Consider the following 24,685-nt stretch of genomic DNA (forward strand, 5'->3'; position numbering starts at 1 on the left):
GACATGTCATGGCTACCGAAGGCAATCTGCAGGCGCCGACGCGCCATCCGCTGGACTGGAAAAGCCCGGACTTCTACGACGAAGAGAAGTGCTTCGTCGAGCTGGAGCGGATCTTCGACATCTGCCACGGTTGCCGCCGCTGCGTGAGTCTCTGCGGTTCGTTCCCGACGCTGTTCGATCTGGTGGACAGCAGCGAGTCGCTGGAGGTCGACGGCGTGGCCAAGGCCGACTACTGGAAGGTGGTCGACCAGTGCTACATGTGCGACCTCTGCTACATGACCAAGTGCCCGTACACGCCGCCGCACGAGTGGAATCTCGATTTCCCGCACACCATGCTGCGGGCCAAGGCGATCAAGTTCAAGAAGGGTGAAGTCAAGACCAGCGAGAGGTTGCTGGCCTCGACCGACCTGCACGGCAGCTTCGCCGGCATCCCCATCGTGGTCCAGGCGGTCAACGCGGTGAACAAGACGAAGTTCGCGCGCGGCGTGATGGAAAGCGTGATGGGTGTGGACAAGGATGCCTGGTTGCCCGAGCTGGCGACCAAGCGCTTTCGCTGGTCTGCGCCGCAGTCGACCGCGTCCACGGTGGTCGACGGCGAGAAGACGCCCGGCAAGGTCGCGATCTTCTCGACCTGCTACATCAACTACAACGAGCCCGGCATCGGTCTGGACCTGCTGAAGATCCTCGACCACAACGGTATCCCGTACACCATCGTCGAAAAGGAACAGTGTTGCGGCATGCCCAAGCTGGAGCTCGGCGATCTGGACGCGGTGGCGGCCGCCAAGGAGGCCAACGTCCCGGTGCTGGCGAAGTACGCGCGCGACGGCTTCGCGATCCTCGCCGCCGTGCCCAGCTGCGCGCTGATGTTCAAGCAGGAAATCCCGCTCATGTTCCCCGATGACGCCGACACGCAGCTCGTCAAGGAACACATGTGGGACCCGTTCGAGTACCTGATGGCGCGTAAGCGCGACGGCCTGCTCAAGACCGAGTTTCCGCAGGCGCTGGGCAACATCAGCTACCAGATCCCCTGCCACGGCCGGGTGCAGAACATCGGCAAGAAGACCGAAGAGATGCTCAAGATAGTGCCGGGCACGACAGTCAACACCATCGAACGCTGCTCGGGCCACGCCGGCACTTTCGGCGTCAAGAAAGGCACGCACCAGCAGGCGATGAAAATCGGCAAGCCGGTGTTCAAGGCGATGGCGACCATGAAAGACGGCGCGAAGCCCGACTTCATCAGCTCCGACTGCCCGCTGGGCGGCCACCACATCGCGCAGGGCTTCGAGGTCAACGGTCTCGGGGCGCCGGAACTCAACCACCCCTTGACCCTGGTCCGCAAAGCCTACGGCCTCAAGTGATCGAGAACACCATGCAACTCACCGGACACATCACCCCCGAGAGCCTCATGAGCCTGGAGGCCTATAGCAAGTGGCGCAAGCTCCACAAGCCCGAGGTCATCGCGCACCGCAAGCTGCGCAGCGTGCAGCTCGGTGAACACCTGAACATCCAGTTCGAGAGCGAGACCACGATCCGATACCAGATCCAGGAGATGCTGCGCATCGAGAAAATCTTCGAGGAAGAGGGCATCCAGCAGGAGATCGAAGCCTACGCGCCGCTCGTTCCTGACGGCACGAACTGGAAGGCCACGATGATGATCGAGTACATCGACGTCCACGAACGCAAGCGCGAGCTAGCGCGCCTGATCGGTGTCGAAGACCGCATGTTCGTCGAGGTCGAGGGCTACCAGCGGGTTTACGCCATCGCCGACGAAGACCTCGACCGCGAGAACGACGAGAAAACCAGCGCGGTGCACTTCGTGCGCTTCGAGTTCACGCCGGCCATGCGCGCCGCGCTCAAGGCCGGAGCGGCAGCCAAGCTCGGCTGCGACCACACGCACTATCCGGCGCATGTGCAGATTCCGCTGGAGACGCTGGCGAGTCTGGCCGGCGATCTGACCTGACGCGCTGCCAGTTCGCGGTTCAGTCGCTCAGCCCTTGAACCACATGCGCTGGAACACGTTGTCTCGGTCAATGAAGCGGTGCTTGAGTGCGCCAGCGACGTGCAGGGCGATCAGGGCGATCAGGGCCCACACGATGGCGCCGTGAAGGTCAAAGAACTGTTCCGCGGTGTCGTGGTTTTCTGCCACCCATCGCGGCAGCGCGATCCCGAAGAACGCAATGCCTTCTTCACTGAACGCGGCGCCCGCCATTCCGGAGAGGGGCATCAGGAACATCAGCAGGTACATCAGCACCTGGGTACCTTTGGACAGCAGGTTTTGCCAGGCGGGGAAACCGTCGTCGGTCGGCGACGCCAGCTGTGTCATGCGCCAGAGCAGGCGGATCACGACCAGCCCGATGAAGAGCAGGCCCAGCGATTTGTGCATGCCGAAATACCAGTCGCTACCGGGTTCGTCTTCAATGGACATCATGAACCAGCCCAGGCCGGCGAGCACCGCGAGCAGCAGCGCCTGGACCCAGTGGATGAGGATGGCCGGCGGGCTGTAGCGCCATGTCGGGGGGATGACAGGGACGGGGTGAATCGAAGCATTCATGGTCGGAGTCCTGGTGAAGTGGGATCGCCCGGGATGGGCTTTCCGCTCTGTAGCAGCTCCCGTCTTAATCCAATATGGATGGTCTGTCAGTGCGGCCATGTACGGTCATTCGGGCGCTTTGAGCTGCGTCAATGACCCATGTCTTCCAGCAGGACCACTCCGACGCCTGTGTTGCATGGACATGAAGCGTTGCAGCGCCAACAGGGTGCTGCAGCTGCAAGTCGCTGGCGTGCAGCCACAAGCGGGTGGGGCCCAGCAGAGCCGCCACCGCCCGGTTCAGCGGTCCCTTGCCGTGCGTCGCGTCACCGATGATCGGATGGGCGATGTGTTTCATGTGCCGCCGCAGCTGGTGGCGGCGGCCGGTCAGGGGCTGCAGCTCGACCAGGGCGCAGCGCGTGGTCGGGAAGCTGCCCTGTGGGACCGGCAGTTCGTAGCGCTCCAGCGTCGCAAAGCGCGTCCGCGCCTCCTGCACCTCTTCGCGTTCGCTTCGCATGTCGTCGGGCATGCGCCTGAGCGGGTGGTCGATCAGTCCGTGGTTGGCCGGCCAGCCGCGCACGATGGCGTGGTAGGTCTTCTGCAGGCCCTGGCCGGACTCGAAGGCGCGGCCGAGCAGGCTGGCCGTGGCGGCATCCAAGGCGAACAGCAGCACGCCGCTGGTGCCCTTGTCGAGCCGGTGCACCGGCCAGACCGGCTGGCCGATCTGGTCGCGCAGCAGCTGCACCGCAAAACGCGTCTCGCCGGCGTCCAGCCCGGTGCGGTGCACCAGCAGGCCGGGCGGTTTGTCGATCGCGATCAGGTGTTGATCGCGGTGGAGGATGCGCAGCATCGGTCGATTGTCCCCGCCAACCCGGGCCGGAGGCCGCGGGTACACTCAGTTTTTGCCCCCATCTTCCGAAAATCTCCCATGGTCCGACGTCTCCTGCCTCTCGCTGCGCTCACCGTTTCGCTGTTCCTGGCCGCCTGTGGCAAGCAGGGCGTGGAGCTGGGGCAGGGCGGCTCCATCGTCCAGGGCTCGGCCGGGCCGGACGGTGCGCACAACGCCGCCAAGGAACTGCGCACCTGCACGGCGCCGGTCGCGGTGGTCTCGCTGATGGAGAACCCCAATGGTTACGTCGGCATCGGCCGCAACGGCCTGCCCGATTCGCCGCTGCCGCTGGTGCGGGTGCTGATGCAGCAGAGCGGGTGCTTCCGCATCGTCGACCGGCAGTCGGGCCTGAACGCCACGGTCAAGGAACAGGACCTCAAGGAAGCCGGCATCCTGCGCCAGGACGACACCACGGTGAAGAAGGGCCGCGGCATCGTCGCCCAATACACATTGGTGCCCAGCCTCACCTTCTCCGAACAGGACGCGGGGCGGCAGATCGGCGGCATCCTGGCGCAGATCCCTGGGCTGAACGTGATCGCGGGCGCGGCGGAAAACGTCAAGCTCAAGGAAGCGCAGGTGGTGCTGCTGCTGACCGACAACGAAACCACCGAACAGCTCTCGGCCGCGACCGGCGCCGCGCGCAGCACCGATCTGGGCATCGGTGGCCTGGCGATCGGCAAGGCCGGCGGCGCGGGTGGCATGGGCTGGAGCAACACCAACGAGGCCAAGGTGATCTCGGCCGCCTTCCTTGACGCGCACAACCACCTGGTCGACGAGGTGCAGCGCCTGGTCGAAAAGCCGCTGCCCGAGCCGGTGCCCACCAAGAAGAAGGCCGGCTGACCCGCCATGCTGTTCGTCATCTCCCCCGCCAAGGCGCTCGACTACGAGTCGCGGGCCCACGTCAAGACCTTCACGCAGCCGCTGTTCGTGGAGCAGGCGAGCGAGCTGATCGCGGTGATGCGCGAGAAGTCGCCGCAACAGGTGGCAGACCTGATGGACCTGTCGGACCAGCTGGCGGGGCTGAACGTGGCGCGCTACCAGGCCTGGTCGCCCAAGTTCACCGCGAAGAATTCCAAGCAGGCCGTGCTGGCGTTCGATGGTGACGTGTACGGCGGGCTGGACGCGAAGACGCTGAGCGAAGAGGAACTCGACTGGCTGCAGCAGCACCTTTGCATCCTCAGCGGCCTCTACGGTGTGCTACGGCCGCTGGACCGCATGCAGCCCTACCGGCTGGAGATGGGCACACGACTGAAGACCGCCAAGGGCGCCAATCTCTACCGCTTCTGGGACACGCAGATCGCCGACTACCTCAACCGCCGCGCTCGCGCTGACAAAAGCCCTGTGCTGATCAATCTGGCGAGCGAGGAGTATTTCAAGGCGGTGAACCTCAAGGCGCTCAAGCCGCGCGTGGTCAGCTGCGTGTTCGAAGAGAAGAAGGGCGCGAAGCACCAGATCGTCAGCTTCTTCGCCAAGCGGGCGCGTGGCCTGATGGTGCGCTACGCGTTGCAGCAGCGGGCATCCACCCCCGAACAGCTCAAGGGCTTCGATCTCGAGGGCTACCGTTTCGCGCCGGCCGCCAGCGAGGCCGACCGGCTGGTGTTCCGCCGCGACAAGACCACCTGATCGCCGAGAGAGGAAGCGACCATGACCCAGACCGTCACCCCTGAACTGCGCCAGTGGATCATCGAACAGTCGAGCGCGGGATGCATGCCCGAGGCGGTGCTCGAAGCCATGGTCAAGGCCGGCTGGCAACCGGAGGTGGCTGAGGTGGCGCTGGAGCAGACGCTGCGCGACCACCTCAAGCAACTGGGTGCCGGCCGGGTGGCCGCGCCCGCACCGGCGCACGCGCTGGCGCAGGAACACGGTACCGCGCGCGTGCCCGAGATCGTGCTCAGCGGATCGCCGCGCCGGCTGGACGGGGGCGACCGGATGGTCGACGTGATCGTGTCGGTGTCGCAGCCGCGCGTGGTGGTGCTCGGCGGCCTGCTCAGCGACGAAGAATGCGAGGGTCTGATCGCGGCGGCCAAGCCCCGGCTGGCGCGTTCGCTCACGGTGCAGACCGCAACCGGCGGTGAAGAGCTCAATCCCGATCGCACCAGCAATGGCATGTTCTTCGGCCGCGGCGAGAGCGAGCTGATCAAGCGCATCGAGGCCCGCATCGCGCGGCTGGTGGGCTGGCCGGTGGAAAACGGCGAAGGCATTCAGGTGCTCAACTACCAGGTGGGCGCCGAGTACAAACCGCATTACGACTACTTCGATCCGAACGAGCCGGGCACGCCGACCATCCTCAAGCGGGGCGGTCAGCGCGTCGGCACCGTGGTGATGTACCTCAACGAGCCTGCGCGCGGGGGCGGCACGACCTTTCCGGACATCGGTCTGGAGGTCGCACCCGTGCGCGGCAACGCGGTGTTTTTCTCCTACAACCGGCCGCATCCAGGCACCATGAGCCTGCACGGCGGCGCGCCGGTGCTCGAAGGTGAAAAATGGGTGGCAACGAAATGGATGCGCGAACGCGTGTTCGAGTAAGGTTCAACGCATGACACCCGACCAGTCCCCCCTCGGCAAGACCGCCAGCTATGCCGACCAGTACGACCCCTCGCTGCTGTTCCCGCTGGCGCGCGAACCCAAGCGCAGCGAGATCGGCATCCGCGGCAGCGTGCCGTTTCTTGGCGCCGACCTCTGGACCGCGTTCGAGCTGAGCTGGCTGAACATGAAGGGCAAGCCGCAGGTCGCGATTGCGCACGTCACGATCCCCTGCGAGAGCACGCACATCGTCGAGAGCAAGTCCTTCAAGCTCTACCTCAACAGCTTCAACAACACGCGCCTGGACAGTGCCGACGCCGTGCGCGACCGCATCCGCGACGACGTGACCCGCGCGATCTGGGACGGCGAGACGGTCAAGTCCGCCGCCGGCGTGCGCCTGCTGACGGCGCCCCTGTTCGAGTGCGAGCCGGTGAAGGAGCTGGAAGGCGTGTCGATTGACCGGCTGGACGTCGAGTGCGACACCTACCAGCCGCAGCCCGATTTCCTCACCGCCGCCTTCGGTGAAAAGCCGGTGGAGGAAGTGCTGGTGAGCGACTTGCTCAAGAGCAATTGCCTGGTGACCGGCCAACCCGACTGGGGCAGCGTGCAGGTCCGCTACAGCGGGCCGCAGATTGACCAGGCCGGGCTGCTCCAGTACATCGTGAGTTTCCGCAACCACAACGAATTCCACGAGCAGTGCGTCGAGCGCATCTACATGGACATCCTGACCCGCTGCAAGCCGGCCAAGCTGATGGTCTATGCGCGCTACACCCGCCGCGGCGGGCTGGACATCAACCCCTGGCGCAGCAGCCACCCCCAGCTGCCGCCCGCCAATACGCGCACTGCCCGGCAGTGATCACAGCATTTTCTGGATCAGCGGGCCCTTGAACAGCACCGGACCGGTCGGGCCGGTCTCGCTGGGCACGCCACCCTTGGGCTCCAGACTGATGGCCAGGGTCGGTACTTCGCGCACGTCACCTTCACCCGCCGCGAGCTGCAGCAGCTTCTCCTGGCTCAGCACACCCAGTGAACGCGGCTTGCTGCCGGGCGGCAGCGCCCACAGCTGCAGCGACTTGTCCGAGGCTTCCTGGTAACCGCCGACGCGCTGCAGCGTCAGCTTGCGGTTCTTCGGGTCGAAGGTCACCAGCATCGAGGCGCTGGCCTGGTCGTCGTTCAGCACGGCTACGTATTCGATCTGCGGCTGGGCCGAGAGCTTCGCCTGCAGTTCGTCGATCTGTGCGCCCAGTCGGTCGCGCAGCCCCACCGTGGTGACGACGGCGAGCACGGTCGCCAGTGCACCGGCGCCCGCCGCGCCGCGCCAGAGCGCGAGGTTGCGCCACCAGCCGCCGACGGGCTTTGCGGGCGCTGCTTGCGCTGCTTGCGCTGCTTGCGCTGCTTGCGCTGCGGCGAGCATCGCGGCCTTTTCGCGCTCCGCGCGCACCAGGTTTTCAATCCGCGTCCAGACCACCGGGGAGGGGGCCACCGCCTGTTCCAGCTCGGTCATGCTGGCCACGCGGCTCTGCCAGATCAGGGCGGCCGCGCGCACCGGGGCGCGCTCACGCGCCAGGGTTTCGAACCGTCGGCGCGCGCTGCCGCGCAGGGTGCCGATGGCGTGGGCGGCCGCGAGGCGGTCGAGCAGTTCGGGGTGACGGTGGATGTCCATGTCCGTCCCCTTACGCGAAACGCGCCATGCAGACGCGCAGCTGGTCCAGGCCGCGCCGGATCCAGGTCTTGACGGTGCCCAGCGGAAGCTTGAGCTGCTCGGCCAGTTCGCCGTGGCTGAGGTCGCGCAGGTAGGCCAGGCTCACCACCTCGCGCTGCTTGTTCTCCAGCCGCGTCAGGCACTGGTGCAGGGCCCAGGCCTGCTGGCTCGCCAGGCTGGTGTCCATCGGGTCGGGTGTGTCGCTGGCGAGCGTGTCGGTGTGACCGTCGTCGATGTCGTCGCGCAGGTGCTCGCGGTCGACCTTGCGCCGGCGCAGCAGGTCCAGCGAGCGGCTGCGCACGATCAGGCCCAGCCATGCCATCGGCGGGCTCAGCGAGGAGCGGTAGTCGGTGGCCGTGCGCCAGACCTGCAGGAAGGTCTCCTGCAGCGCGTCTTCGGCCCACTCGTGTTTGCCCAGCACGCGCAGCGCCAGCCCGTAGAGCTTGCCGCTGGTGAGGTCGTAGAGCGACTTGAGGGCGGCCTCGTTGCGCTGTGCGATCTCGTCCAGCAAAGTCATCAGGGTCTGGTCGGCGTCCATGGCGGGGGTGTCAGTACTGGTTGCCCGAATCGAACTGGATGCGGCGCGGTTTGCGCGGCTGGATCAGCGTGGGCACGTTCACGCTGGTGACCGGCTGCACCTGCACCGCAACACTGGCCTGGTCGACCAGCTGGTCGGCGTGCCAGATGCGCAGCTGCATGGCGCCTTCGGGCACCTGCGGCATCGTTGCCACGCCTTCGGCCGAGGTCTTGGCGGCCCAGGGCGTGGATGCGACGTAGACGAAGCCGCGCATCGAGCCGTGCAGGTGGCAGCCCAGCTGGATCGGGCCGGCCTTGTCGAGCAGGACTTCGTTGCTGGGGGTCGGTTGCCCCTGTGTGCGGCCGGCCAGACGGAACTCGAAGGCTGTCGTGCCGGCGGCCAGCAGGCCTGGCGCGCCGCCCTTGACGTGGTGGTCCCAGCGGTCGAGGTTGGCGAACTTGATGCGCGAACCCATCGGCACCAGGCTGAGGGCTGGTTCGAACTGCATCTTTTCCTGCGTGATGGTGTGGCTCACCGGCTGCGACGCAGGGACGGGCTGGCCGGCCGCCGGCTCCAGCACCACGACCGCATCGGGCAGGGGCTTGCCGTCGCGGGCCAGCACGGTGACCTGCACCGTGGCGGCCTGCGCGGCGGAAAGGCCTGCCAGCAGGCAGGCGGCCAGAAGGGTGGCGTGGCGCATGGAATCTCCTCTTAACGGACGTTGATCACGTCCCGGTGCATGGGGGCCAGCAAGGCGAGGAGCTGATTCTGCCGGGTAAACGGAATCCCCCGGGCGTCCATGCTGACCTGGAGCACCTCGACCAGCGCGTTGAAGTCGGCGCGGGAGACGTCCATGCTGCTGTGGGCTTCCTTCATCGTCGGGCCGTTGTAGACGCAGGGGCCGCCGGAGAGCTGGCAGACCTGGTCGGCCAGCTGCTTGGCCAGGTTGGCGGCGTTGGCTTCCTTGAATGCTTCGGCCAGCCGCGGGTCGGCCTTGAGTCGGACGACGAAGTCGTTCATCAGGGAACGGATGCCGGTCTGGCCACCGAAGGCGTCAAAGAGACCGGCGGCGGGTGCAACCGGGTAGGCCGAGGCGGGGGTGACGGCCGCCATTTTGTCCATGGACTGGGCCAGGGCCGGAGTGCCGGCCAGGGCCAGCAGCGAGAGGGTGCAGAGGGTGATGAGCTGTTTCATGGCAGATCCGTGAATGGGTGGATGGTGGGTCAGAAGGCGAGCTGGGCCGAGAGGTAGGCGCCGGTCTGCTTCCTGTTTTTCGTGGTGGCGGGGACCACGGTGCCGAGGTCGACATAGGCCAGGGTGATGGAGGCGTTCTTGCTCGGGGCCCAGGCAATGAAGATGTCCTTCCAGTTGCCGGCGCGCAATCCGTTGCCCAGGCCGGCAGCCGCGCCCGCCTTGTTCAGCTTGTCGGGCATGGCGCGGACTTCGAAGCCGACGGCCACATCCTTGCGCAGCAGGTAGGCGACCGAGAGTTCGGGCATCAGCTCATAGCCGTTGTCGGCGCCACCGAGCGTGGCGCCGTGGCCGAGCAGGCCGCCCTGGTTGGCCTTGGTGGCACGCAGCGTGCCGTTGACCAGCAGGCCCTGGGCGAGGAACAGCTTGGTGGCGCTGACATAGAAGTCGGTGCCGGTGCGTTTGGCGCCCAGCGCCTTCAGCGTGGCGTCGAGCCCGGAGGAGCCCAGGCGCTTGGCCTGCACGCCGACCGCGATCTGGGGCATCAGCGAGTCGCTGTCGAGCACGGCGTCGCCCGCGACGCGCAGCTTGGCGCCCAGGATGTCCTGTTTCAGGTGCAGGCCGGGCAGGCCCAGCAGCGTGCCGGTGATGCCGGTGTCGAAGTCCTGGCGGCCGACGGACAGTTCAACGCGGTCGTTCAGGCCCACGGCGACGCCGTAGGCATTGAGGCGGTAGTCCTGCGTCCGGGCGTGGCTGAGGTAGGTCGAGACACCGGTCTCGCCGGCCGTGGCCTGGCTGCCGATCAGGGCCCAGGGCGAGAGTCCGCCGCCGGCCGCGCCGTCGATGGTGCTCACACCGCCAGTCAACAGCAGCTTGCCGGTGTCGGCGTGGGCGGGAGCGTGGGCGAGCAGGGCCGCGCTGCCCAGGGCGAGCAGGATCGCGGCCGGGGTGCGGTGTCGGTGGAGGCGTTGGGCGTTGTGCATGGTGGAGCCTGGTGGGGTGGATGGGGGCCGGGCGCAGCGGCCCGACACCACCTTTACGCAGCCCCTGGCGATCTGGATTCAGCGGCGGGCATATCCCCGGACTTTGTGGGGATATCTGAATCCGTCGGCCGTCCGGGTTGCGTATCCGGAACGTCGGTGCCGCAAAGGCGTGACCGGCTCAGTAACCAACCACCCACCAAGGACCCCACCATGTCGAACCTGTTTGTTCCCGCATCCGAACTCGTTGGCCCGCCCGCTTCCCGCCGCAGCTTCATGCAGCGCAGCGGTGCCTTGTCGGCCGTGGCCGTCGCCCTGCTGGCCGGCAAGGAAGCGCTGGCGCAGGGCATGTCCGGCGATGTCGCCAAGGACGTGTCCATCCTCAACGTCGCGCTCGGCCTGGAGCACGAAGCCATCAACGCCTACCAGCTCGGCGCCGGCAGCGGTCTGCTGCAGAAGGGCGTGCTCGACGTGGCGGTGAGCTTCCAGGGCCACCACAAGGCGCACCGGGACGCGCTGATCGCCACCATCCAGAAGCTGGGCGGCACGCCGGTGGCCGAGAAGAAGCTCGACGATTACGCCAAGGCGCTCAAGGCCGACACGCTGCGCAACCAGGCCGATGTGCTGGATCTGGCGGCGCGGCTGGAACTGGGCGCCACCAACGCCTACCTCGGCGTGATCCCTTCGCTGGGCAGCAAGGACCTGGCCAAGGTGGCCGCGCGCCTGGCGGCCGACGAGACCATGCACTTCACCGTGCTGACCAACGCGCTGGGCCGTCCGCTGCCCGGTGGCGCCCTGAGCTTCGGTGCCTGATGCGCACGACCCTGCTCCGTGCCAGCCTGGGGCTTGCGCTGCTGGCAGGGGGCCTGCCGGTGGCGCAGGCCCAGGCCGCTGACGTCCAGCGCGGCCGCCAGCTGTTCGAGTCGCGCTGCGGCGGCTGCCACAGCCTGGATCAGAACCGCGTCGGCCCGGCGCTGGGCACGGTGGTCGGCCGACCGGCGGGCAAGCAGGCGGACTTCGCCTATTCGCCCGCCCTGTCCCGCGCCACCCATGGGTGGACGCCCGAGAAGCTGATGGCCTGGCTCACCGACCCCGAAGCGCTGGTGCCGGGCCAGGCCATGGGCTACCGCCTGGCCGAGGCCGACGACCGGCGCGACGTCGTGGCCTTCCTGCAATCGCTCGCCACGGGCCAGCCTGCCCGCTGAATCCCTTTGTCTTTCTATTCACTGGAGCCGATCCATGTCTTCCCGCCTGTCTCTGACCACCGCCCTGGGCGGTGCTGTCGCTCTCACGCTCGGCGCCTGCGCCAGTGGCCCGTCCATGGCGCCGTTTTCGCAAGGCGACCTGCCCGCTGCCGTGCAGGTGCCGGCCGGTCATCGCGTGGCGTTCGAAACCGCCGCGGCCGGTGACATCACCTACGAATGCCGCGCCAAGAAAGACATGGCCGGGCAGTACGAGTGGTTCTTTGTCGGCCCCGATGCCGGCCTGAAGGGCCGCAAAGGCGAACGCCTGGGCAAGTACTACGGCCCGCCGGCGACCTGGGAGCTCAACGACGGCTCGAAGGTCACGGGCGCGCAACTGGCTGTCGCGCCCAACGGCAGCGGCAACATCCCGCTGCAGCTGGTGAAGGCCAGTCCGGCGATGGGCAGTGGCATGGTGCAGGGCGTGAGCCACATCCAGCGCGTGGCGACCCGCGGTGGCGTGGCGCCGGCCGCGCCTTGCGACGCGGGCACCATGGGCAGCAAGCGCGTGGTGACCTACAGCGCCGACTACATCTTCTGGAGGCCGGTGTAACCCGCTTTCAGATCGAGCGGCAGTAGGCCTCGAGCAGGTTGACTGCGTTGACGCCGACCTCGTCCACCGCGTAGCCGCCTTCGAAGGTGAACACGGTGGGCAGGCTGGCGGCAGCCAGCAGGCGGCCGACGGTGTCGTAGTCGCTGCTCTCCAGCGTGAAGCCGGAGATGGGGTCGCCCTTGAAGGTGTCCATGCCCATGGGCACCACCAGCGCATCGGCGCCGAAGTCCTCGACCGCTTCGATGGCGCGGTCCAGCGCCTCGCACCAGGCCGGGAAGCCGGTGCCGCGCGGCAGCGTCAGGTTGAGGTTGAAGCCCTCACCGGCGCCCGCGCCGCGTTCGTCGGCGTGGCCCAGGAAGAACGGGTATTCGGTCGCCGGATTGCCGTGGATCGACACGGTCATCACGTCGGGGCGTTCGTAGAAGATCGTCTGCGTTCCGTTGCCGTGGTGGTAGTCGATGTCCAGCACAGCGACCTTGGCATGGCCCAGGTCGCGCAGCGTCTGGGCAGCGATGGCGCCGTTGTTGAGGAAGCAGTAGCCGCCGAAAAAGTCCGGCCCGGCGTGGTGGCCTGGCGGGCGGGTCAGAGCGAACGCGGCGCGGGCGCCGCCATGCACCTCGCGCGCGGCGGCCACCGCGCAGGCCGCACCGGCGCGCGCGGCGGTCCATGTGCCGGCCGTCAGCGGCGAGCCCGAATCGAACGAAAACAGCCCCAGCCGCGCCGCGAAGTTCTGCGGCAGCACGTCGGTGCGGAAGGCGTGTTTGTTGCCCAGCGGCCAGACCGAGGGCAGGGCGTCGCGCTGCGCATTCGCCGGGTCCATCGCCACCCATTCGTCCCAGGCGCCGGCGAGGAACTGCGTGTATCGCACGTCGTGCACGCGGCCGATGGCGGCGTCCAGATCGGCGTCGTTCACCTGCGGCAGAAACAGCCCGCCCTGCGACCGTCGCTGCAGCTCGGCCAGCACATAGTCCAGCCGCGCCGGCACCTCGTGGCACGGCACCATGCGGCCACGGAACATTTCTTCGCGCCCCTGGTGCAGGGCGTGGTGGGGGTTGTGGAAGGTTTTCATGCGCAGCAGTGTCGCACTCCGGGCTATATTGCGCGAGCACTCTTGCACCGACTCCCAGAGGTCCACATGTCATCCGGAAAAATCCTCGTCGCCCAGGGCGGCGGCCCCACCGCCGTCATCAACCAGTCCCTCGTGGGTGTGGCGCTGGAAGCGCGGCGGTTCCAGAACGTGCAACGCATCTACGGTGCGCGCCACGGCGTGCGCGGTATCGTGGACGAGAACTTCGTCGACCTCACGCAGGAAACCAGCCACAACCTCGAAGCCGTTGCGCGCACTCCCGCTTCAGCGCTGGGCTCCACGCGCGACAAGCCGGACCTGAAGTACTGTCAGGAGATCTTCAAGGTGCTCAAGGCGCACGAGATCGAGCACTTCTTCTACATCGGCGGCAACGACTCGTCGGACACGGTGCGCATCGTCAGTGAAGAGGCGCACAAGGCCGGCTACCCGCTGCGCAGCATCCACATCCCCAAGACCATCGACAACGACCTGGTGGGCAACGACCACACGCCGGGCTTCCCGTCGGCGGCGCGCTTCGTGGCCCAGGCCTTTGCCGGTGCCAACCTCGACAACGCGGCGCTGCCCGGCGTCTATGTGGGCGTGGTGATGGGCCGGCACGCGGGCTTTCTGACGGCCGCGTCGGCGCTGGGCAAGAAGTTTCCGGACGACGGCCCGCACCTGATCTATGTGCCCGAGCGCGTGTTCGAAATTCCGAAGTTTCTGGCGGACGTGAAGGCCATGTACGAACGCCACGGCCGCTGCGTGATCGCGGTCAGCGAGGGCATCCACGACGCCTCTGGCCAGCCCATCATCACCCAGCTGGCCAAGGACATCGAGAAAGACGCGCACGGCAATGTGCAGCTTTCGGGCAGCGGCGCACTGGCCGACCTGCTGTGCGAGGAGATCAAGCGAAACCTGGGCATCAAGCGCGTGCGCGGTGACACCTTCGGCTACCTGCAGCGCAGCTTCATCGGCTGCGTCAGCGACGTGGACCAGCGCGAGGCGCGCGAGGTGGGCGAGAAAGCCGTGCAGTTCGCCATGTGGGGCCAGGTCGATGGCTCGGTCGCGATCAAGCGCACCGGCTTCTACTCGGCCGACTACGAGCTGCTGCCGCTGGAAGCCGTGGCCGGCAAGACGCGGGTGATGGAAGACGAGTTCATCACCGCCAGCGGCACCGACGTGACCGACGCCTTCCGGCTCTACCTGCGGCCGCTGCTGGGCTCGGACATGCCCGACGCCTTCCGCCTGCGCTTCAACCCGGTGCCCAAGGTGCTCCACCGCTGAGGGCCGACCGGCGACCATGCAGCTGATCCAGGGCTTCTCGCTCGACCCCCATCCCGGTGAATACGACACCTGGCCGGAAACCTCGGCGCTGCGCTTCGAGGGCCGGCCGACCGGCACGCAATTGCCGGGCTATGTGGTGGAGGCGCAGTACCGCTGTCGCCACGGCTTTCTGCTGATCACCTCCGACGACTGCCCCTATGAGGAAGCGAACAGCTTCGTGTTGCTGGATGAGCGCTTCCAGACCTTGGCCAGTGCGGCGCTCGGCGCGATGTACGGCTCGTACCTGTTGCACGACCACTGGCCGCTGGACGACGACAGTTTGCAGCTGCACTACCAGATGCGGCGCTTCTACCGTCTGCGGGTGCGACCACCACAGTCACTGCTGCGCCGGGGCTTCGAGCTTCGGCTGGAGCGCGATGAGCGGGCCTGGGTGACCGATCCACGGGCCAAGGCCTCGGTGGCGGCGCTGGAGCGGTCGCTGCAGGCTCAGCGCGCCGATGCCATCGTCGACGCGGTGCCCGTGGTGAATCTGGGCGAAGGCCTTGAACCGCCCGAGAACTGGGGACGGCGCTGACCTGCGTCAAGCGGGCTGTCCACCCGCTGCGCGACACTGTGCGCCTTTTGCTTTCACGATCACCATGAGCACCCCGTCGCCCGCCATGCCCACTGCTCCCGCCGCCGCGCCGACGCGCCTGGCCGGGGCTGCGCCTTCCCGCCACCGGCCCCACGAAGACCTGCAGGCGCTGTTGACCGGCACGTTGTTTGTCGGGTTGGGCGTGGTGCTGTTCGGCCATGTCGGCCTGCTCAGCGGCGGGACCGCCGGCCTGGCCTTTCTGCTGCACTACGCCACCGGTGTGAGCTTCAGCGTCTGGTTCTTCGCGATCAACTTGCCTTTCTACTGGCTGGCCTGGCGCCGCATGGGCGCACCTTTCGCGATCAAGACCTTCCTGGCGGTCGGGCTGCTCTCGCTGTGGGCCCACCTGATTCCTCAATGGATTTCGATCGGCGCGCTGGCGCCCGGGTTCGCGGCCGTGGTGGGCGGGCTGCTGGTGGGCGCGGGCATGCTGATGCTGTTCCGGCACCGGGCCAGCCTGGGCGGTTTCAACGTGCTGGTGCTGTACCTCCAGGAGCGCTTCGGCTGGCGCGCCGGCCACCTGCAGATGGGGCTGGACTGTGCGATCGTGCTGACGGCGTTCGCGCTGCGCGAGCCGGCGCAGATCGCCTGGTCGGTGCTGGGCGCGGTGGTGCTGAACATGACGCTGGCGATCAACCACCGGCCGGGTCGGTACATGGCTGTATGAGGCATACCCCCCTGCGCCGCTTCGCGGCTTCCCCCCTGGAAGGGGGGACCACGCCTGCGGCCCGGCGGAGCCGGTTCCGCGGCGTGTGCTGGTTTCTGTTCGCCCCGCTGCTTCTGGTGTTGTGCGCTTCGAGTTCGCTCGCGCAGACTTCTGATGCCACGTCGTCTTCTGCATCAGGGTTCCGTCCCCGGTTCGACGAGGCGTATGAGGCACGGGTGACGCGGGTGTCGGATGGCGACACCTTGTGGGTGAAGCCGCTGGCGGGTGGGACGTACCGCAAGTTGCGGCTGGAGGGGGTGGATGCCCCGGAGATCTGTCAGGAAGGTGGCTTGGCTGCGCGCGAGGCGCTGGTGCGGCGGGTGCTGGAGCAGACTGTGACGGTGACCGAGCGGCGCCGCGACGACTATGGCCGGGCGCTGGTGCGCCTCACGGTGCGCGACGACGACGTTGCGGCCTGGCTGGTGCGGGAGGGCTTTGCGTGGTCCTACCGCTGGCGGCACAGCGACGGTCCGTTTGCGATGGAGGAAACCGTCGCACGCAAGGAGCGAAAGGGCATCTTCGCGGCGGCGACGGTCGAGGAACCTCGGGCGTTCCGAAAGCGGAACGGTCCGTGTCCGATGCCGGAGCGCCCCGCGGCGAAGGATCAGGCGCCGCGCTGAGCGCAGACCGCGCAATGCGGCTGGCGGGGCAGGGCGATGGTGTTGAAGGCCAGGTCGCGGCCGTCGATCATCAGGAGCTGACCGGTCATGCGCGAGCCAAGACCACTGAGGATCTTGAGCGCTTCGGCCGACTGCATCGTGCCGACGATGCCGACCAGGGGTGCGAACACGCCCATGGTGGCGCAGCGCGTTTCTTCCACGCCGGCGTTTTCCGGGAACACGCAGGCGTAGCACGGCGAGGACTCATCGCGCGGGTCGTACACGGCCAGCTGACCGTCCATGCGGATCGCAGCGCCCGAGACCAGAGGCACGCCGTGGCGCACGCAGGCCCGGTTGACCATGTGGCGGGTGGCGAAGTTGTCGCAACAGTCGATCACCACGTCCACATCGGGCAGCAGCCGGTCCAGCAGCGCGTCGTCTGCACGCTGCACCAGGGCGGTGACCTGCGGGTCGGGGTTGATGGCGGCGATCGCGTGCTGGACCGACTCGGCCTTGGGTGTGCCCAGCCGGTCGAGGTTGTGCGCGATCTGGCGCTGGAGATTGGTGGCGTCGACAGCGTCGTGGTCGACCACCGTGATGCGGCCGACGCCGGCGCTGCCCAGGTAGAGCGCCACCGGCGATCCGAGGCCACCGGCACCGATCACCAGCGCGTGAGAGGCCAGCAGCTTCTCCTGCCCTTCGATGCCGAGCTCGTTGAGCAGGATGTGGCGCGAATAGCGCAGGAGCTGCTGGTCGTCCAAGGCAGGCGCCGGGATCAGTTTTCTTTCTTCTCTTCGGGGCGCTCGGTCTGGGTCTTGCTGACCAGCACCGGACGGCCCTTGAGCTTGTTGATCGCCTGCTGCAGCTGGAAGTCCTTGTCGCTGCCGAATTCCGGCACCAGGCGCTGGCCCGGATTCTTCTTCGACTCTTCTTCCAGCCGCTTGCGCGCTTCTTCGCGGTCTTTGTCGCGCTGCTGTTCTGCCGCGCGCTGGGCATCGGTCATGGGCGCGTCACCCGGCTTGGCTTCGTTGCCGTTGGTCAGGTGCTTGGTCAGGTCGGCCTCGCGGGTGCGCAGGGCGGCAAACAGGTTGCCTTCGGGCGTCTCGTCGACCATCACGTCGGGCACGATGCCCTTGGCCTGGATCGACTTGCCTCCGGGGGTGTAGTAGCGGGCTGTGGTCAGCTTCAGGCCGGTGTCGGGGCCGAGCGGACGCACGGTTTGCACCGAGCCCTTGCCGAAGGTCTGGCTGCCCAGAATGATGCCGCGCTTGTGGTCCTGCAGTGCGCCGGCGACGATTTCGCTGGCCGAGGCAGAGCCTTCGTTGACCAGCACCACCAGTGGCACGCTCTTGAGTGCGCCGTTGGTGACTTTGCTCAGTCGCGCCACCGGGTCCGGACCACCGCGTCGCAGGTAGTGCTGCGGCGCTGCGGTGTAGGTAAATTTGCTGTCCGCCAGCTGCCCGTTGGTCGACACCACGGTGACGTTCTCCGGCAGGAAGGCCGCCGACAGGGCCACGGCTGCGTCCAGCAGGCCGCCCGGGTCGTTGCGCAGGTCGAGCACCAGGCCCTTGAGCTTGGGATCGGCCTTGTAGAGGTCTTCGACCTTCTTCGCAAAGTCCTCGACCGTGCGGTCCTGGAATTGCGACACGCGGACCCAGGCGTAGCCGGGTTCGACCATCTTGGCCTTCACGCTCTGGGTCTTGATCTCTTCACGGGTGATGGTGACCGGGAAGGTGCGGTTCTCGTCCTTGCGGAAGATGCTCAGCAGCACCTTGGTGCGTGGCTCGCCGCGCATGAGCTTGACCGCGTCGTTGATCGACAGGCCTTTGACGGCCGTGTCGTCGATCTTGGTGATCAGGTCGCCCGACTTCAGGCCGGCACGGAAAGCGGGGGAGTCCTCGATCGGGGAGACGACTTTGACCAGGCCATCTTCCATCGTGATTTCAATGCCCACACCGACGAAGCGGCCACTGGTGCCCTCGCGGAATTCCTTGAACGACTTCTTGTCGAAGTATTGGGAGTGCGGGTCAAGGCTGGAAACCATGCCCGAAATCGCCTCGGAAATGAGCTTCTTCTCGTCCACCGGCTCGACATAGTCGGTCTTGACCATGCCGAACACCGCGGCGAGCTGCTGCAGCTCTTCCAACGGCAGGGGAGCGAGCGCACCGCGCGCCACCGCCTGAAGCTGCACCGTGGTCAGCGAGCCCGCCAAGGCTCCTGCGGCCACCCAGCCGGCGATTTTCAGCTTCTGATTCACTTGCTTGCCCATCCAAATACCCCGAAAAATGCGCTGGCCCGGGCGTTTTGCCTCGGGCCTGCGGGCCAATATACACCTTGGAGCATGGCCCCGCGATTCGGTTCCTTACCGGCGGCTCAGCGTTTGCCCTGAGCGGCCACGGCCGCTGCAGCCTTGGCGGCGGCCTCGGCGTCGCCCAGGTAGTAAGACTTGATCGGCTTGAGGTCGGCGTCCAGCTCGTAGACCAGCGGAATGCCGTTGGGAATGTTCACGCCGACGATGTCGTTGTCGCCGATGTTGTCCAGGTACTTGACCAGGGCGCGGATCGAGTTGCCATGGGCGGCGATGACGATGCGCTGGCCGCCCTTGATCGCCGGTGCCAGCACTTCGTTCCACATGGGCAGCACACGGGCCACGGTGTCTTTCAGGCACTCGGTCAGCGGCACCTGTTCGGGCTTGAGCTTGGCGTAGCGCAGGTCCTGGCGCTGGCCACGCGGGTCGTTGGCGTCCAGGGCCGGCGGCGGGGTGTCGTAGCTGCGGCGCCAGATCAGCACCTGCTCGTCGCCGTACTGCTTGGCCATGTCGCCCTTGTTCAGGCCTTGCAGACCGCCGTAGTGGCGTTCGTTCAGGCGCCAGTCCTTGACCACCGGCAGCCAGCTGCGCTCCATCTCGTCCAGGCAGTAGTTCAGGGTGTGGATCGCGCGCTTGAGCACCGAGGTGTAGGCGACATCGAATTCGTAGCCCTCTGCCTTGAGCAGCTTGCCGGCCGACATGGCCTGCGAGACGCCGGTGGGGGTCAGTTCCACGTCGGTCCAGCCGGTGAAGCGGTTTTCGAGGTTCCAGGTGGATTCGCCGTGGCGGATCAGGACTAGCTTGTACATGGGCAGAAAGGGCGTTGGGTCAGGGGAAAAGGGGCATTCGGAGTCCGTCGGCCATTGCCGGACAGCCCCACATTCTAAAATCCCGCCCTTGACTGACCTGAAAGGTGCTTCGTGAGTTTTTTTCTGAACAACTGGATGCTGTTTGCCGTGGCCCTGGCTTCGGGTGGAACGCTGCTGTGGCCGATCCTGACGACCGGCGGCGGCGCGGCCGGGGTGAACCCCGCTGAAGCGGTGCAGCTGATCAACCGCGAGAAGGCGGTGGTGGTGGATGTGTGCAGCGCCGAAGAATTCGCCTCGGGGCACGTGACCGGCGCGAAGAACGTGCCGCTGGGCGAGCTGGAAGCAAAGCTGGCGGGTACCGTCAAGAACAAGGCCCTGCCGGTGGTTCTGGTGTGCGCCACGGGTGCGCGCTCCAAGCGGGCCGTCGCGATTGCCAAGGGCCTGGGCTACGAAAACGCCCGCTCGCTGACGGGCGGCATGGGTGCCTGGCGCGCAGCCAGCCTGCCGGTCGAAAAGGCCTGAACGGCCATTGGTGAACAGGAGTCAGGCCATGGCCCATGTAAAGATCTATTCCAGCGACTACTGCCCCTACTGCAGCCGTGCCAAGGCCCTGCTGCAGCAGCGCGGCGTGACCGACTACGAAGAAATCGTGGTCGACGGCAAGCCCGAGTTGCGTGCGCAGATGACCAAGATCACCGGCCGCACCAGCGTGCCGCAGATCTTTGTCGGCGAGACCCACGTCGGCGGCTGCGACGACCTGCACGCGCTGGACCGCCAGGGCGGACTGGTGCCACTGCTCCAAGGCTGATCAGCCCTGGAGCTGCTGAGATAATCCTTCGTTGGGCCCGCTGCGGGACACCCCCGGGCGGGCCCTGTTCATTCCCGATTCCATCCGAAAGCTTTTATGGCCGACCAAGACCCCATCTTCCAGATCCAGCGCGTCTACCTCAAGGAAGCGTCCCTGGAGCAGCCCAATTCCCCGGCCATCCTGCTGGAACAGGAACAGCCCTCGGTCGACATCCAGTTGGGCGTGGAAGCCGCGCCGGTCGCAGAAGGCGTGTACGAAATCGCCGTGACCGCCACGGTGCAGACCAAGATCCAGGACAAGACCGTGTTCCTGGTCGAAGCCAAGCAGGCCGGCATCTTCGAGATCCGCAACCTGCCCGAAGACCAGATGGGTCCGATCATGGGCATTGCCTGCCCGCAGATCGTGTATCCCTACCTTCGCGGCAACGTGGCCGATCTGATCCAGCGGGCCGGTTTCCCCCCGGTGCACCTGGCCGAAATCAACTTCCAGGCCATGTACGAACAGCAGCAGGCGCAGGCCGCCGGCGCTGTCACGCAGTAAGCCCTGACGCGTCCACCGACGATGGACATCGTCGTTCTCGGCGCCGGTGCCTGGGGCACCGCGCTGGCCATTGCCGCTGCACGTCTGCCCGGTGAACCCCACCGGGTGACGCTGTGGGCGCGCGATGGCGCCCAGGTGGCGGCCATGCGTGCCGCCCGCGAAAACACCCGGTATCTGCCCGGCGTTGCCCTGCCGCTCGGTCTGCTGCTGGCCGGAGACGATGCCTCATGGCCACCGGACGCCTTGTCGCGCGCCGATCTGGTGATCGTGGCCACGCCCATGGCCGCCCTGCGCGGCATGCTTGAACGTCTGGCGTCCCACCCCGCACCGGTGGCCTGGCTCTGCAAGGGCTTCGAAGCTCCGCTGGGCGAGGGCGCCGCCGCAGGTTTGCTCGGACATGAAGTCCAGGCGGCTGTTGCACCGATGCTGAAGGCTGGCGTGCTCAGCGGGCCCAGCTTCGCCCTGGAAGTCGCACGCGGCCAGCCGACCGCGCTGGTGGCGGCCAGCGCGCATGCCAGCGTGCGCGAAGCACTGGTGACCGCTTTTCACGGTCCTTCTTTGCGCGTCTACGCCAACGAAGACGCCGTTGGAGTCGAGGTGGGCGGCGCGGTGAAGAACGTGCTGGCGATCGCCACCGGCCTCTGCGATGGCCTGTCGCTGGGCCTGAACGCCCGCGCGGCGCTGATCACGCGCGGTCTGGCGGAAATGACCCGGCTTGGTCTGGCACTGGGCGCGCGCGCTGAGACCTTCATGGGCCTGTCCGGCCTGGGCGATCTGGTGCTGACCGCCACCGGCGATCTCTCACGCAACCGCAAGGTCGGCCAGTTGCTGGCGCAGGGCCTGAGCCTGTCGCAGGCGGTCGATTCGCTGGGCCACGTGGCCGAAGGCGTCTACAGCGCCCGCACCGTCGTGCAACGCGCCCGCCTTCTCGGCGTGGACATGCCGATCAGCGAAGGTGTGGTGGCCTTGCTGGATGGTCGCCTGGCACCCGCGCAAGCGGTGGCCGCACTGATGGGCCGCGACCCGAAAGACGAGGCTTAGGGAGTCACCCTCGCGCGCATTTTCGGCGCGCGGTGTCTTGGCCAGAAACACCACGGAACCGGCTTTGCCGGTCCGCTGGTGTTGTCCCCCTTTTAGGGGGAAGACGCGCAGCGGCGCAGGAGTTCAGATTTCAAAGTTATCAATCAGGCGTGTGCTGCCCAGGCGAGCGGCGCCCAGCACCACCAGCGACTGCGGCGTGAGCGCGTCTTCGGCGCGCGGTGGCTGCAGGTCGGCGCGGCGGCGCACGGTCAGGTAGTCCGGCCCCCATCCGCGGAGCGCCAGTGCGCGCATGGCGTTGGCTTCCAGTGCCTCGCGCTTGTCCGGCAACGAGCCGGCGGCGGCCAGCGCGTCGCGTGCCAGCGCGCGCAGCGCCAGCGAGAGTTGCACCGCCTCGGCACGCTCGGGTTCGCTCAGGTAGCCGTTGCGCGAGCTCAGCGCCAGGCCGTCGGCGGCGCGCTGGGTCTCTCCCGCGATGATCTCGATCGGCATCGCGAACTGCTGCACCATGCGGCGGATCACCATCTGCTGCTGGTAGTCCTTCTTGCCGAACAGCGCGTAGCGCGGCCCCTTGGCATCGGAGAACACGCACTGGAACAGCTTCATCACGACGGTGCAGACGCCGATGAAGAAGCCCGGCCGGAAGTGGCCTTCAAGGATATCGGCCAGGTCTGACGGGGGTTGCACCTTGTAGACCTGCGGCTCGGGGTAGAGCTCCTTTTCCGAGGGCGCGAACACGATGTCGCAGCCAGCCTGCTCCAAGCGCGCGCAGTCGGCCTGCAGGGTGCGCGGGTAGGTGTCGAAGTCTTCGTGCGGCGCGAACTGCAGGCGGTTGACGAAGATGCTGGAAACGGTCACATCGCCCAGCGGCTGGGCCTGGCGCACCAGATCGAGATGCCCGTCGTGCAGGTTGCCCATCGTGGGCACGAAGGCGGGCGACTGGTGGGGCGCCAGTGCGGCGCGCAGATCGGCGATGGTGTGGACGAGCTTCATGCGGAATCGGCAGGGTTGGATCGGACTCGGGGGATTATCGCCACCCCTCAAGAAGCTTCCGAGACCAGGTGGATGGCTTCACCCACCGAGCGGGCGCCCGGCGCGGCAGTCTGCAGGCCCCAGCCGACGGCGGCCAGGAACAGCGCAGTGAGTACAAAGGGCAGGGCGGTGCGGCGCAATGCGGTCGACACCCAATGGCGCCGCTCGATGCCGCGCAGGCGCTTGTAGAGCGAGGCCGAGAGCGCTCCGTCCAGCAGCAGTTCGGCGAACAGCGTCGGGGCGCTGTAGATCACATAGAAGGACGACAGCGCCAGGCCCACGGCCAGCGCGATCACCAGCAGCGGAATCACGAGTTCGTCGGCGTCGGCCGCGTCGCCGATGGAGCCGAGCCCGTCAGCCAGCCCGTCCGAGAGGCCGCTGCCGGCATCGCTGGAGATGGACGCGGATTTGCCGGGGGCAAAGGCCTGCAGCGGGATGGGGGCGTCAAAATTGGCGCTCGCGCCGCCGCCACCGAAGTTGCCACCCCCACCCGAGGTCCAGGTGCCAGGACCGCGCCCCGACGGAATGGGCAGCTCCAGGGCGGCGTCGGGGATGTCGGTCCAGTCCTCGGCCTTGGTGCACAGCCACAGCCAGAGCAGCAGCAGGAAGGCGCCGTAGGCGGCAGTGAGGGCCAGCGGGTAGCGCAGCGCCATGCTGTGAACGCCCGCGTGGAGCATGACAAACGAAGCCAGCAGTCCGGCTCCGCCAGTCAGCGACACCAGCAGTGTCATCTGTGTGCGTGGCCAGGAATGCGACTGCAGGTCGCTGCGCAGTTCGTTGACCGCCTCGTCCCGCGTGCGCAGCGGGCGCTGTGACCGGCGCAGCTTCACCAGGCGTGCAACTGGTCGTCGGGGAAGCTGCCGTCCTTGACGGCGGCAACGTAGGCGGCCATGGCATCTCGCACGCTGGCCGCGCCGTCCATGAAATTGCGCACGAACTTCGGGTTCCTGCCCAGGTTGATGCCCAGCATGTCGTGCATCACCAGCACCTGCCCGGCCGTGCCTTTGCCGGCGCCGATGCCGATGGTGTGGCAGGTCTTGAGTTCCTGCGTGATCTCGGCCGACAGCAGGGCGGGCACCATCTCCAGCACCAGCATGGTGGCGCCTGCGTCCTGCAGTTCGATGGCGTGGCGGCGCAGTTGCAGCGCAGCGGCGTCACCGCGACCCTGCACGCGATAGCCGCCCAGTGCGTGCACCGTCTGCGGCGTCAGGCCCAGGTGGGCGCAGACCGGAATGCCCCGTTCGACCAGGAAGCGCACCGTGTCGGCCGTCCAGCCGCCGCCTTCTAGCTTGACCATGTGGGCGCCGGCCCGCATGAGTTCGGCCGCGCTGCGCAGCGCCTGTTCCTTGCTCTCGTGGTAGCTGCCGAACGGCAGGTCGCCAATGACCCAGGCGGTGGCTTGCACCCGAAGCAGGCCGCGCACCACGCTCTCGGTGTGGTACCTCATGGTCTCGAGCGTCACGCCGACGGTGCTGGAGAGACCCTGACAGACCATGCCCAGCGAGTCGCCGACCAGGATGCATTCGACACCTGCTGCGTCCGCGACCGCCGCGAAGGTCGCGTCGTAGGCGGTGAGCATGGTGATCTTCTCGCCGCGGTCGCGCATTTCCTGCAGCCGTGGAAGGCTCACCGGTTTGCGCTGTGGCAGCGGAGAAGCAGCCGGCAGCGTGCCGTACGGGGTGCCGGTGGCGGGCGCCTGGGCGTTGGTCTGGCTCATGGTGATGTCCCCTCCGCGGGT

The 24,685-nt window shown here is 67.2% G+C and carries 31 protein-coding genes; 17 read left to right on the forward strand and 14 right to left on the reverse strand.

Annotated features, from left to right (window positions below):
• The first annotated feature begins 8 nt into the window (after positions 1-8).
• Both ACLIJ1_RS09255 and ACLIJ1_RS09260 read left to right on the forward strand, forming a co-directional pair.
• Complete coding sequence (locus ACLIJ1_RS09255; RefSeq protein ID WP_411365222.1) at positions 9-1,358, forward strand: (Fe-S)-binding protein; 1,350 nt, start codon at positions 9-11, stop codon at positions 1,356-1,358.
• Between the two features lie 11 nt (positions 1,359-1,369).
• Complete coding sequence (locus ACLIJ1_RS09260; RefSeq protein WP_411365223.1) at positions 1,370-1,960, forward strand: DUF3501 family protein; 591 nt, start codon at positions 1,370-1,372, stop codon at positions 1,958-1,960.
• A gap of 27 nt (positions 1,961-1,987) precedes the next feature.
• On the opposite strand, the gene ACLIJ1_RS09265 is transcribed toward ACLIJ1_RS09260, so the two are convergent.
• Together ACLIJ1_RS09265 and ACLIJ1_RS09270 are read right to left on the reverse strand one after the other, a co-directional pair.
• Entirely contained in the window at positions 1,988-2,551 is a 564-nt protein-coding gene (locus tag ACLIJ1_RS09265; protein WP_411365224.1) for a cytochrome b, read from the reverse strand.
• Between the two features lie 64 nt (positions 2,552-2,615).
• Complete coding sequence (locus ACLIJ1_RS09270; RefSeq protein ID WP_411365225.1) at positions 2,616-3,377, reverse strand: pseudouridine synthase; 762 nt, start codon at positions 3,375-3,377, stop codon at positions 2,616-2,618.
• A gap of 78 nt (positions 3,378-3,455) precedes the next feature.
• Between ACLIJ1_RS09270 and ACLIJ1_RS09275 the strand changes: the two genes are divergently transcribed.
• The 4 genes from ACLIJ1_RS09275 to queF are packed head-to-tail and all read left to right on the forward strand — an operon-like array spanning position 3,456 to position 6,795.
• Positions 3,456-4,256, forward strand: coding sequence for a CsgG/HfaB family protein (locus tag ACLIJ1_RS09275; RefSeq protein WP_411365226.1), 801 nt, complete (start codon positions 3,456-3,458; stop codon positions 4,254-4,256).
• A gap of 6 nt (positions 4,257-4,262) precedes the next feature.
• Positions 4,263-5,039, forward strand: a complete 777-nt coding sequence (gene yaaA / locus ACLIJ1_RS09280; RefSeq protein WP_411365227.1) for a peroxide stress protein YaaA — start codon at positions 4,263-4,265, stop codon at positions 5,037-5,039.
• A gap of 21 nt (positions 5,040-5,060) precedes the next feature.
• Positions 5,061-5,942, forward strand: a complete 882-nt coding sequence (locus tag ACLIJ1_RS09285; RefSeq protein WP_411365228.1) for a 2OG-Fe(II) oxygenase — start codon at positions 5,061-5,063, stop codon at positions 5,940-5,942.
• A 10-nt stretch (positions 5,943-5,952) separates the two neighbouring features.
• The gene (gene queF, locus ACLIJ1_RS09290) at positions 5,953-6,795 is read left to right on the forward strand and encodes an NADPH-dependent 7-cyano-7-deazaguanine reductase QueF (protein ID WP_411365229.1); all 843 of its coding nucleotides are present in this window, start codon (positions 5,953-5,955) and stop codon (positions 6,793-6,795) included.
• Here queF and ACLIJ1_RS09295 read toward each other — a convergent pair whose 3' ends face one another.
• Genes ACLIJ1_RS09295 through ACLIJ1_RS09315 form a run of 5 tightly spaced genes read right to left on the reverse strand, consistent with a single transcriptional unit; the run spans position 6,796 to position 10,332 of the window.
• Positions 6,796-7,602 (reverse strand): anti-sigma factor domain-containing protein, encoded by an 807-nt coding sequence (locus tag ACLIJ1_RS09295; RefSeq protein ID WP_411365230.1) that lies wholly within the window; start codon positions 7,600-7,602, stop codon positions 6,796-6,798.
• A gap of 10 nt (positions 7,603-7,612) precedes the next feature.
• On the reverse strand, positions 7,613-8,179 hold the full coding sequence (locus ACLIJ1_RS09300; protein WP_411365231.1) for a sigma-70 family RNA polymerase sigma factor: 567 nt from the start codon (positions 8,177-8,179) through the stop codon (positions 7,613-7,615).
• A gap of 10 nt (positions 8,180-8,189) precedes the next feature.
• Entirely contained in the window at positions 8,190-8,858 is a 669-nt protein-coding gene (locus tag ACLIJ1_RS09305; protein WP_411365232.1) for a plastocyanin, read from the reverse strand.
• An 11-nt stretch (positions 8,859-8,869) separates the two neighbouring features.
• On the reverse strand, positions 8,870-9,352 hold the full coding sequence (locus tag ACLIJ1_RS09310) for a group I truncated hemoglobin (protein ID WP_411365233.1): 483 nt from the start codon (positions 9,350-9,352) through the stop codon (positions 8,870-8,872).
• 29 nt (positions 9,353-9,381) lie between these two features.
• Positions 9,382-10,332 carry a DUF3034 family protein gene (locus ACLIJ1_RS09315; RefSeq protein WP_411365234.1) on the reverse strand — a complete coding sequence of 317 codons (951 nt, stop codon included), beginning with the start codon at positions 10,330-10,332 and terminating at the stop codon, positions 9,382-9,384.
• Positions 10,333-10,542: 210 nt separating this feature from the next.
• Here ACLIJ1_RS09315 and ACLIJ1_RS09320 point away from each other — a divergent pair, with 210 nt between their 5' ends.
• From ACLIJ1_RS09320 to ACLIJ1_RS09330, 3 genes are read left to right on the forward strand one after another with little or no spacing between them, the layout of a single operon-like run.
• A complete protein-coding gene (locus ACLIJ1_RS09320) occupies positions 10,543-11,142 on the forward strand; it encodes a ferritin-like domain-containing protein (protein WP_411365235.1) in 600 nt (199 codons plus the stop codon).
• Entirely contained in the window at positions 11,142-11,534 is a 393-nt protein-coding gene (locus ACLIJ1_RS09325) for a c-type cytochrome (protein WP_411365236.1), read from the forward strand. Before ACLIJ1_RS09320 ends, ACLIJ1_RS09325 begins: the two co-directional genes overlap by 1 nt.
• Positions 11,535-11,568: 34 nt before the next feature.
• Positions 11,569-12,123 carry a DUF3455 domain-containing protein gene (locus tag ACLIJ1_RS09330; RefSeq protein ID WP_411365237.1) on the forward strand — a complete coding sequence of 185 codons (555 nt, stop codon included), beginning with the start codon at positions 11,569-11,571 and terminating at the stop codon, positions 12,121-12,123.
• Between the two features lie 7 nt (positions 12,124-12,130).
• Here the strand turns inward: ACLIJ1_RS09330 and ACLIJ1_RS09335 are convergent, their stop codons facing one another.
• A complete protein-coding gene (locus tag ACLIJ1_RS09335; RefSeq protein ID WP_411365238.1) occupies positions 12,131-13,192 on the reverse strand; it encodes a histone deacetylase family protein in 1,062 nt (353 codons plus the stop codon).
• Positions 13,193-13,258: 66 nt separating this feature from the next.
• Between ACLIJ1_RS09335 and ACLIJ1_RS09340 the strand changes: the two genes are divergently transcribed.
• From ACLIJ1_RS09340 to ACLIJ1_RS09355, 4 genes are all read left to right on the forward strand, one after another.
• Complete coding sequence (locus ACLIJ1_RS09340) at positions 13,259-14,473, forward strand: 6-phosphofructokinase (protein ID WP_411365239.1); 1,215 nt, start codon at positions 13,259-13,261, stop codon at positions 14,471-14,473.
• A gap of 16 nt (positions 14,474-14,489) precedes the next feature.
• Complete coding sequence (locus tag ACLIJ1_RS09345; protein ID WP_411365240.1) at positions 14,490-15,047, forward strand: hypothetical protein; 558 nt, start codon at positions 14,490-14,492, stop codon at positions 15,045-15,047.
• A 64-nt stretch (positions 15,048-15,111) separates the two neighbouring features.
• Positions 15,112-15,774 (forward strand): YitT family protein, encoded by a 663-nt coding sequence (locus ACLIJ1_RS09350; protein WP_411365241.1) that lies wholly within the window; start codon positions 15,112-15,114, stop codon positions 15,772-15,774.
• An 83-nt stretch (positions 15,775-15,857) separates the two neighbouring features.
• On the forward strand, positions 15,858-16,433 hold the full coding sequence (locus ACLIJ1_RS09355) for a thermonuclease family protein (RefSeq protein WP_411365242.1): 576 nt from the start codon (positions 15,858-15,860) through the stop codon (positions 16,431-16,433).
• Here the strand turns inward: ACLIJ1_RS09355 and ACLIJ1_RS09360 are convergent.
• From ACLIJ1_RS09360 to gpmA, 3 genes are all read right to left on the reverse strand, one after another.
• Positions 16,418-17,173 (reverse strand): HesA/MoeB/ThiF family protein, encoded by a 756-nt coding sequence (locus ACLIJ1_RS09360; RefSeq protein ID WP_411365243.1) that lies wholly within the window; start codon positions 17,171-17,173, stop codon positions 16,418-16,420. The genes ACLIJ1_RS09355 and ACLIJ1_RS09360 overlap by 16 nt on opposite strands.
• 14 nt (positions 17,174-17,187) lie before the next feature.
• Positions 17,188-18,669 (reverse strand): S41 family peptidase, encoded by a 1,482-nt coding sequence (locus tag ACLIJ1_RS09365; protein WP_411365737.1) that lies wholly within the window; start codon positions 18,667-18,669, stop codon positions 17,188-17,190.
• Between the two features lie 116 nt (positions 18,670-18,785).
• Positions 18,786-19,529 carry a 2,3-diphosphoglycerate-dependent phosphoglycerate mutase gene (gene gpmA / locus ACLIJ1_RS09370; protein WP_411365244.1) on the reverse strand — a complete coding sequence of 248 codons (744 nt, stop codon included), beginning with the start codon at positions 19,527-19,529 and terminating at the stop codon, positions 18,786-18,788.
• Positions 19,530-19,640: 111 nt separating this feature from the next.
• Between gpmA and ACLIJ1_RS09375 the strand changes: the two genes are divergently transcribed.
• From ACLIJ1_RS09375 to ACLIJ1_RS09390, 4 genes are all read left to right on the forward strand, one after another.
• Positions 19,641-20,051 (forward strand): rhodanese-like domain-containing protein, encoded by a 411-nt coding sequence (locus ACLIJ1_RS09375; protein WP_411365245.1) that lies wholly within the window; start codon positions 19,641-19,643, stop codon positions 20,049-20,051.
• A 28-nt stretch (positions 20,052-20,079) separates the two neighbouring features.
• A complete protein-coding gene (gene grxC / locus ACLIJ1_RS09380; protein WP_411365246.1) occupies positions 20,080-20,337 on the forward strand; it encodes a glutaredoxin 3 in 258 nt (85 codons plus the stop codon).
• A 96-nt stretch (positions 20,338-20,433) separates the two neighbouring features.
• Positions 20,434-20,877: a protein-export chaperone SecB gene (gene secB, locus ACLIJ1_RS09385; protein WP_411365247.1), complete on the forward strand. Its 444-nt coding sequence runs from the start codon at positions 20,434-20,436 to the stop codon at positions 20,875-20,877.
• 21 nt (positions 20,878-20,898) lie between these two features.
• A complete protein-coding gene (locus tag ACLIJ1_RS09390; RefSeq protein ID WP_411365248.1) occupies positions 20,899-21,918 on the forward strand; it encodes an NAD(P)H-dependent glycerol-3-phosphate dehydrogenase in 1,020 nt (339 codons plus the stop codon).
• A gap of 123 nt (positions 21,919-22,041) precedes the next feature.
• On the opposite strand, the gene panC is transcribed toward ACLIJ1_RS09390, so the two are convergent.
• From panC to panB, 3 genes are read right to left on the reverse strand one after another with little or no spacing between them, the layout of a single operon-like run.
• Positions 22,042-22,908, reverse strand: coding sequence for a pantoate--beta-alanine ligase (gene panC, locus ACLIJ1_RS09395; RefSeq protein ID WP_411365249.1), 867 nt, complete (start codon positions 22,906-22,908; stop codon positions 22,042-22,044).
• Between the two features lie 47 nt (positions 22,909-22,955).
• The gene (locus ACLIJ1_RS09400; protein WP_411365250.1) at positions 22,956-23,777 is read right to left on the reverse strand and encodes a hypothetical protein; all 822 of its coding nucleotides are present in this window, start codon (positions 23,775-23,777) and stop codon (positions 22,956-22,958) included.
• On the reverse strand, positions 23,774-24,664 hold the full coding sequence (gene panB / locus ACLIJ1_RS09405) for a 3-methyl-2-oxobutanoate hydroxymethyltransferase (protein ID WP_411365251.1): 891 nt from the start codon (positions 24,662-24,664) through the stop codon (positions 23,774-23,776). The genes ACLIJ1_RS09400 and panB overlap by 4 nt, the downstream gene beginning before the upstream one ends.
• Positions 24,665-24,685: the final 21 nt, after the last annotated feature.

This window comes from Hydrogenophaga sp. RWCD_12 (genome assembly GCF_046604225.1).
GTDB lineage: Bacteria > Pseudomonadota > Gammaproteobacteria > Burkholderiales > Burkholderiaceae_C > Hydrogenophaga.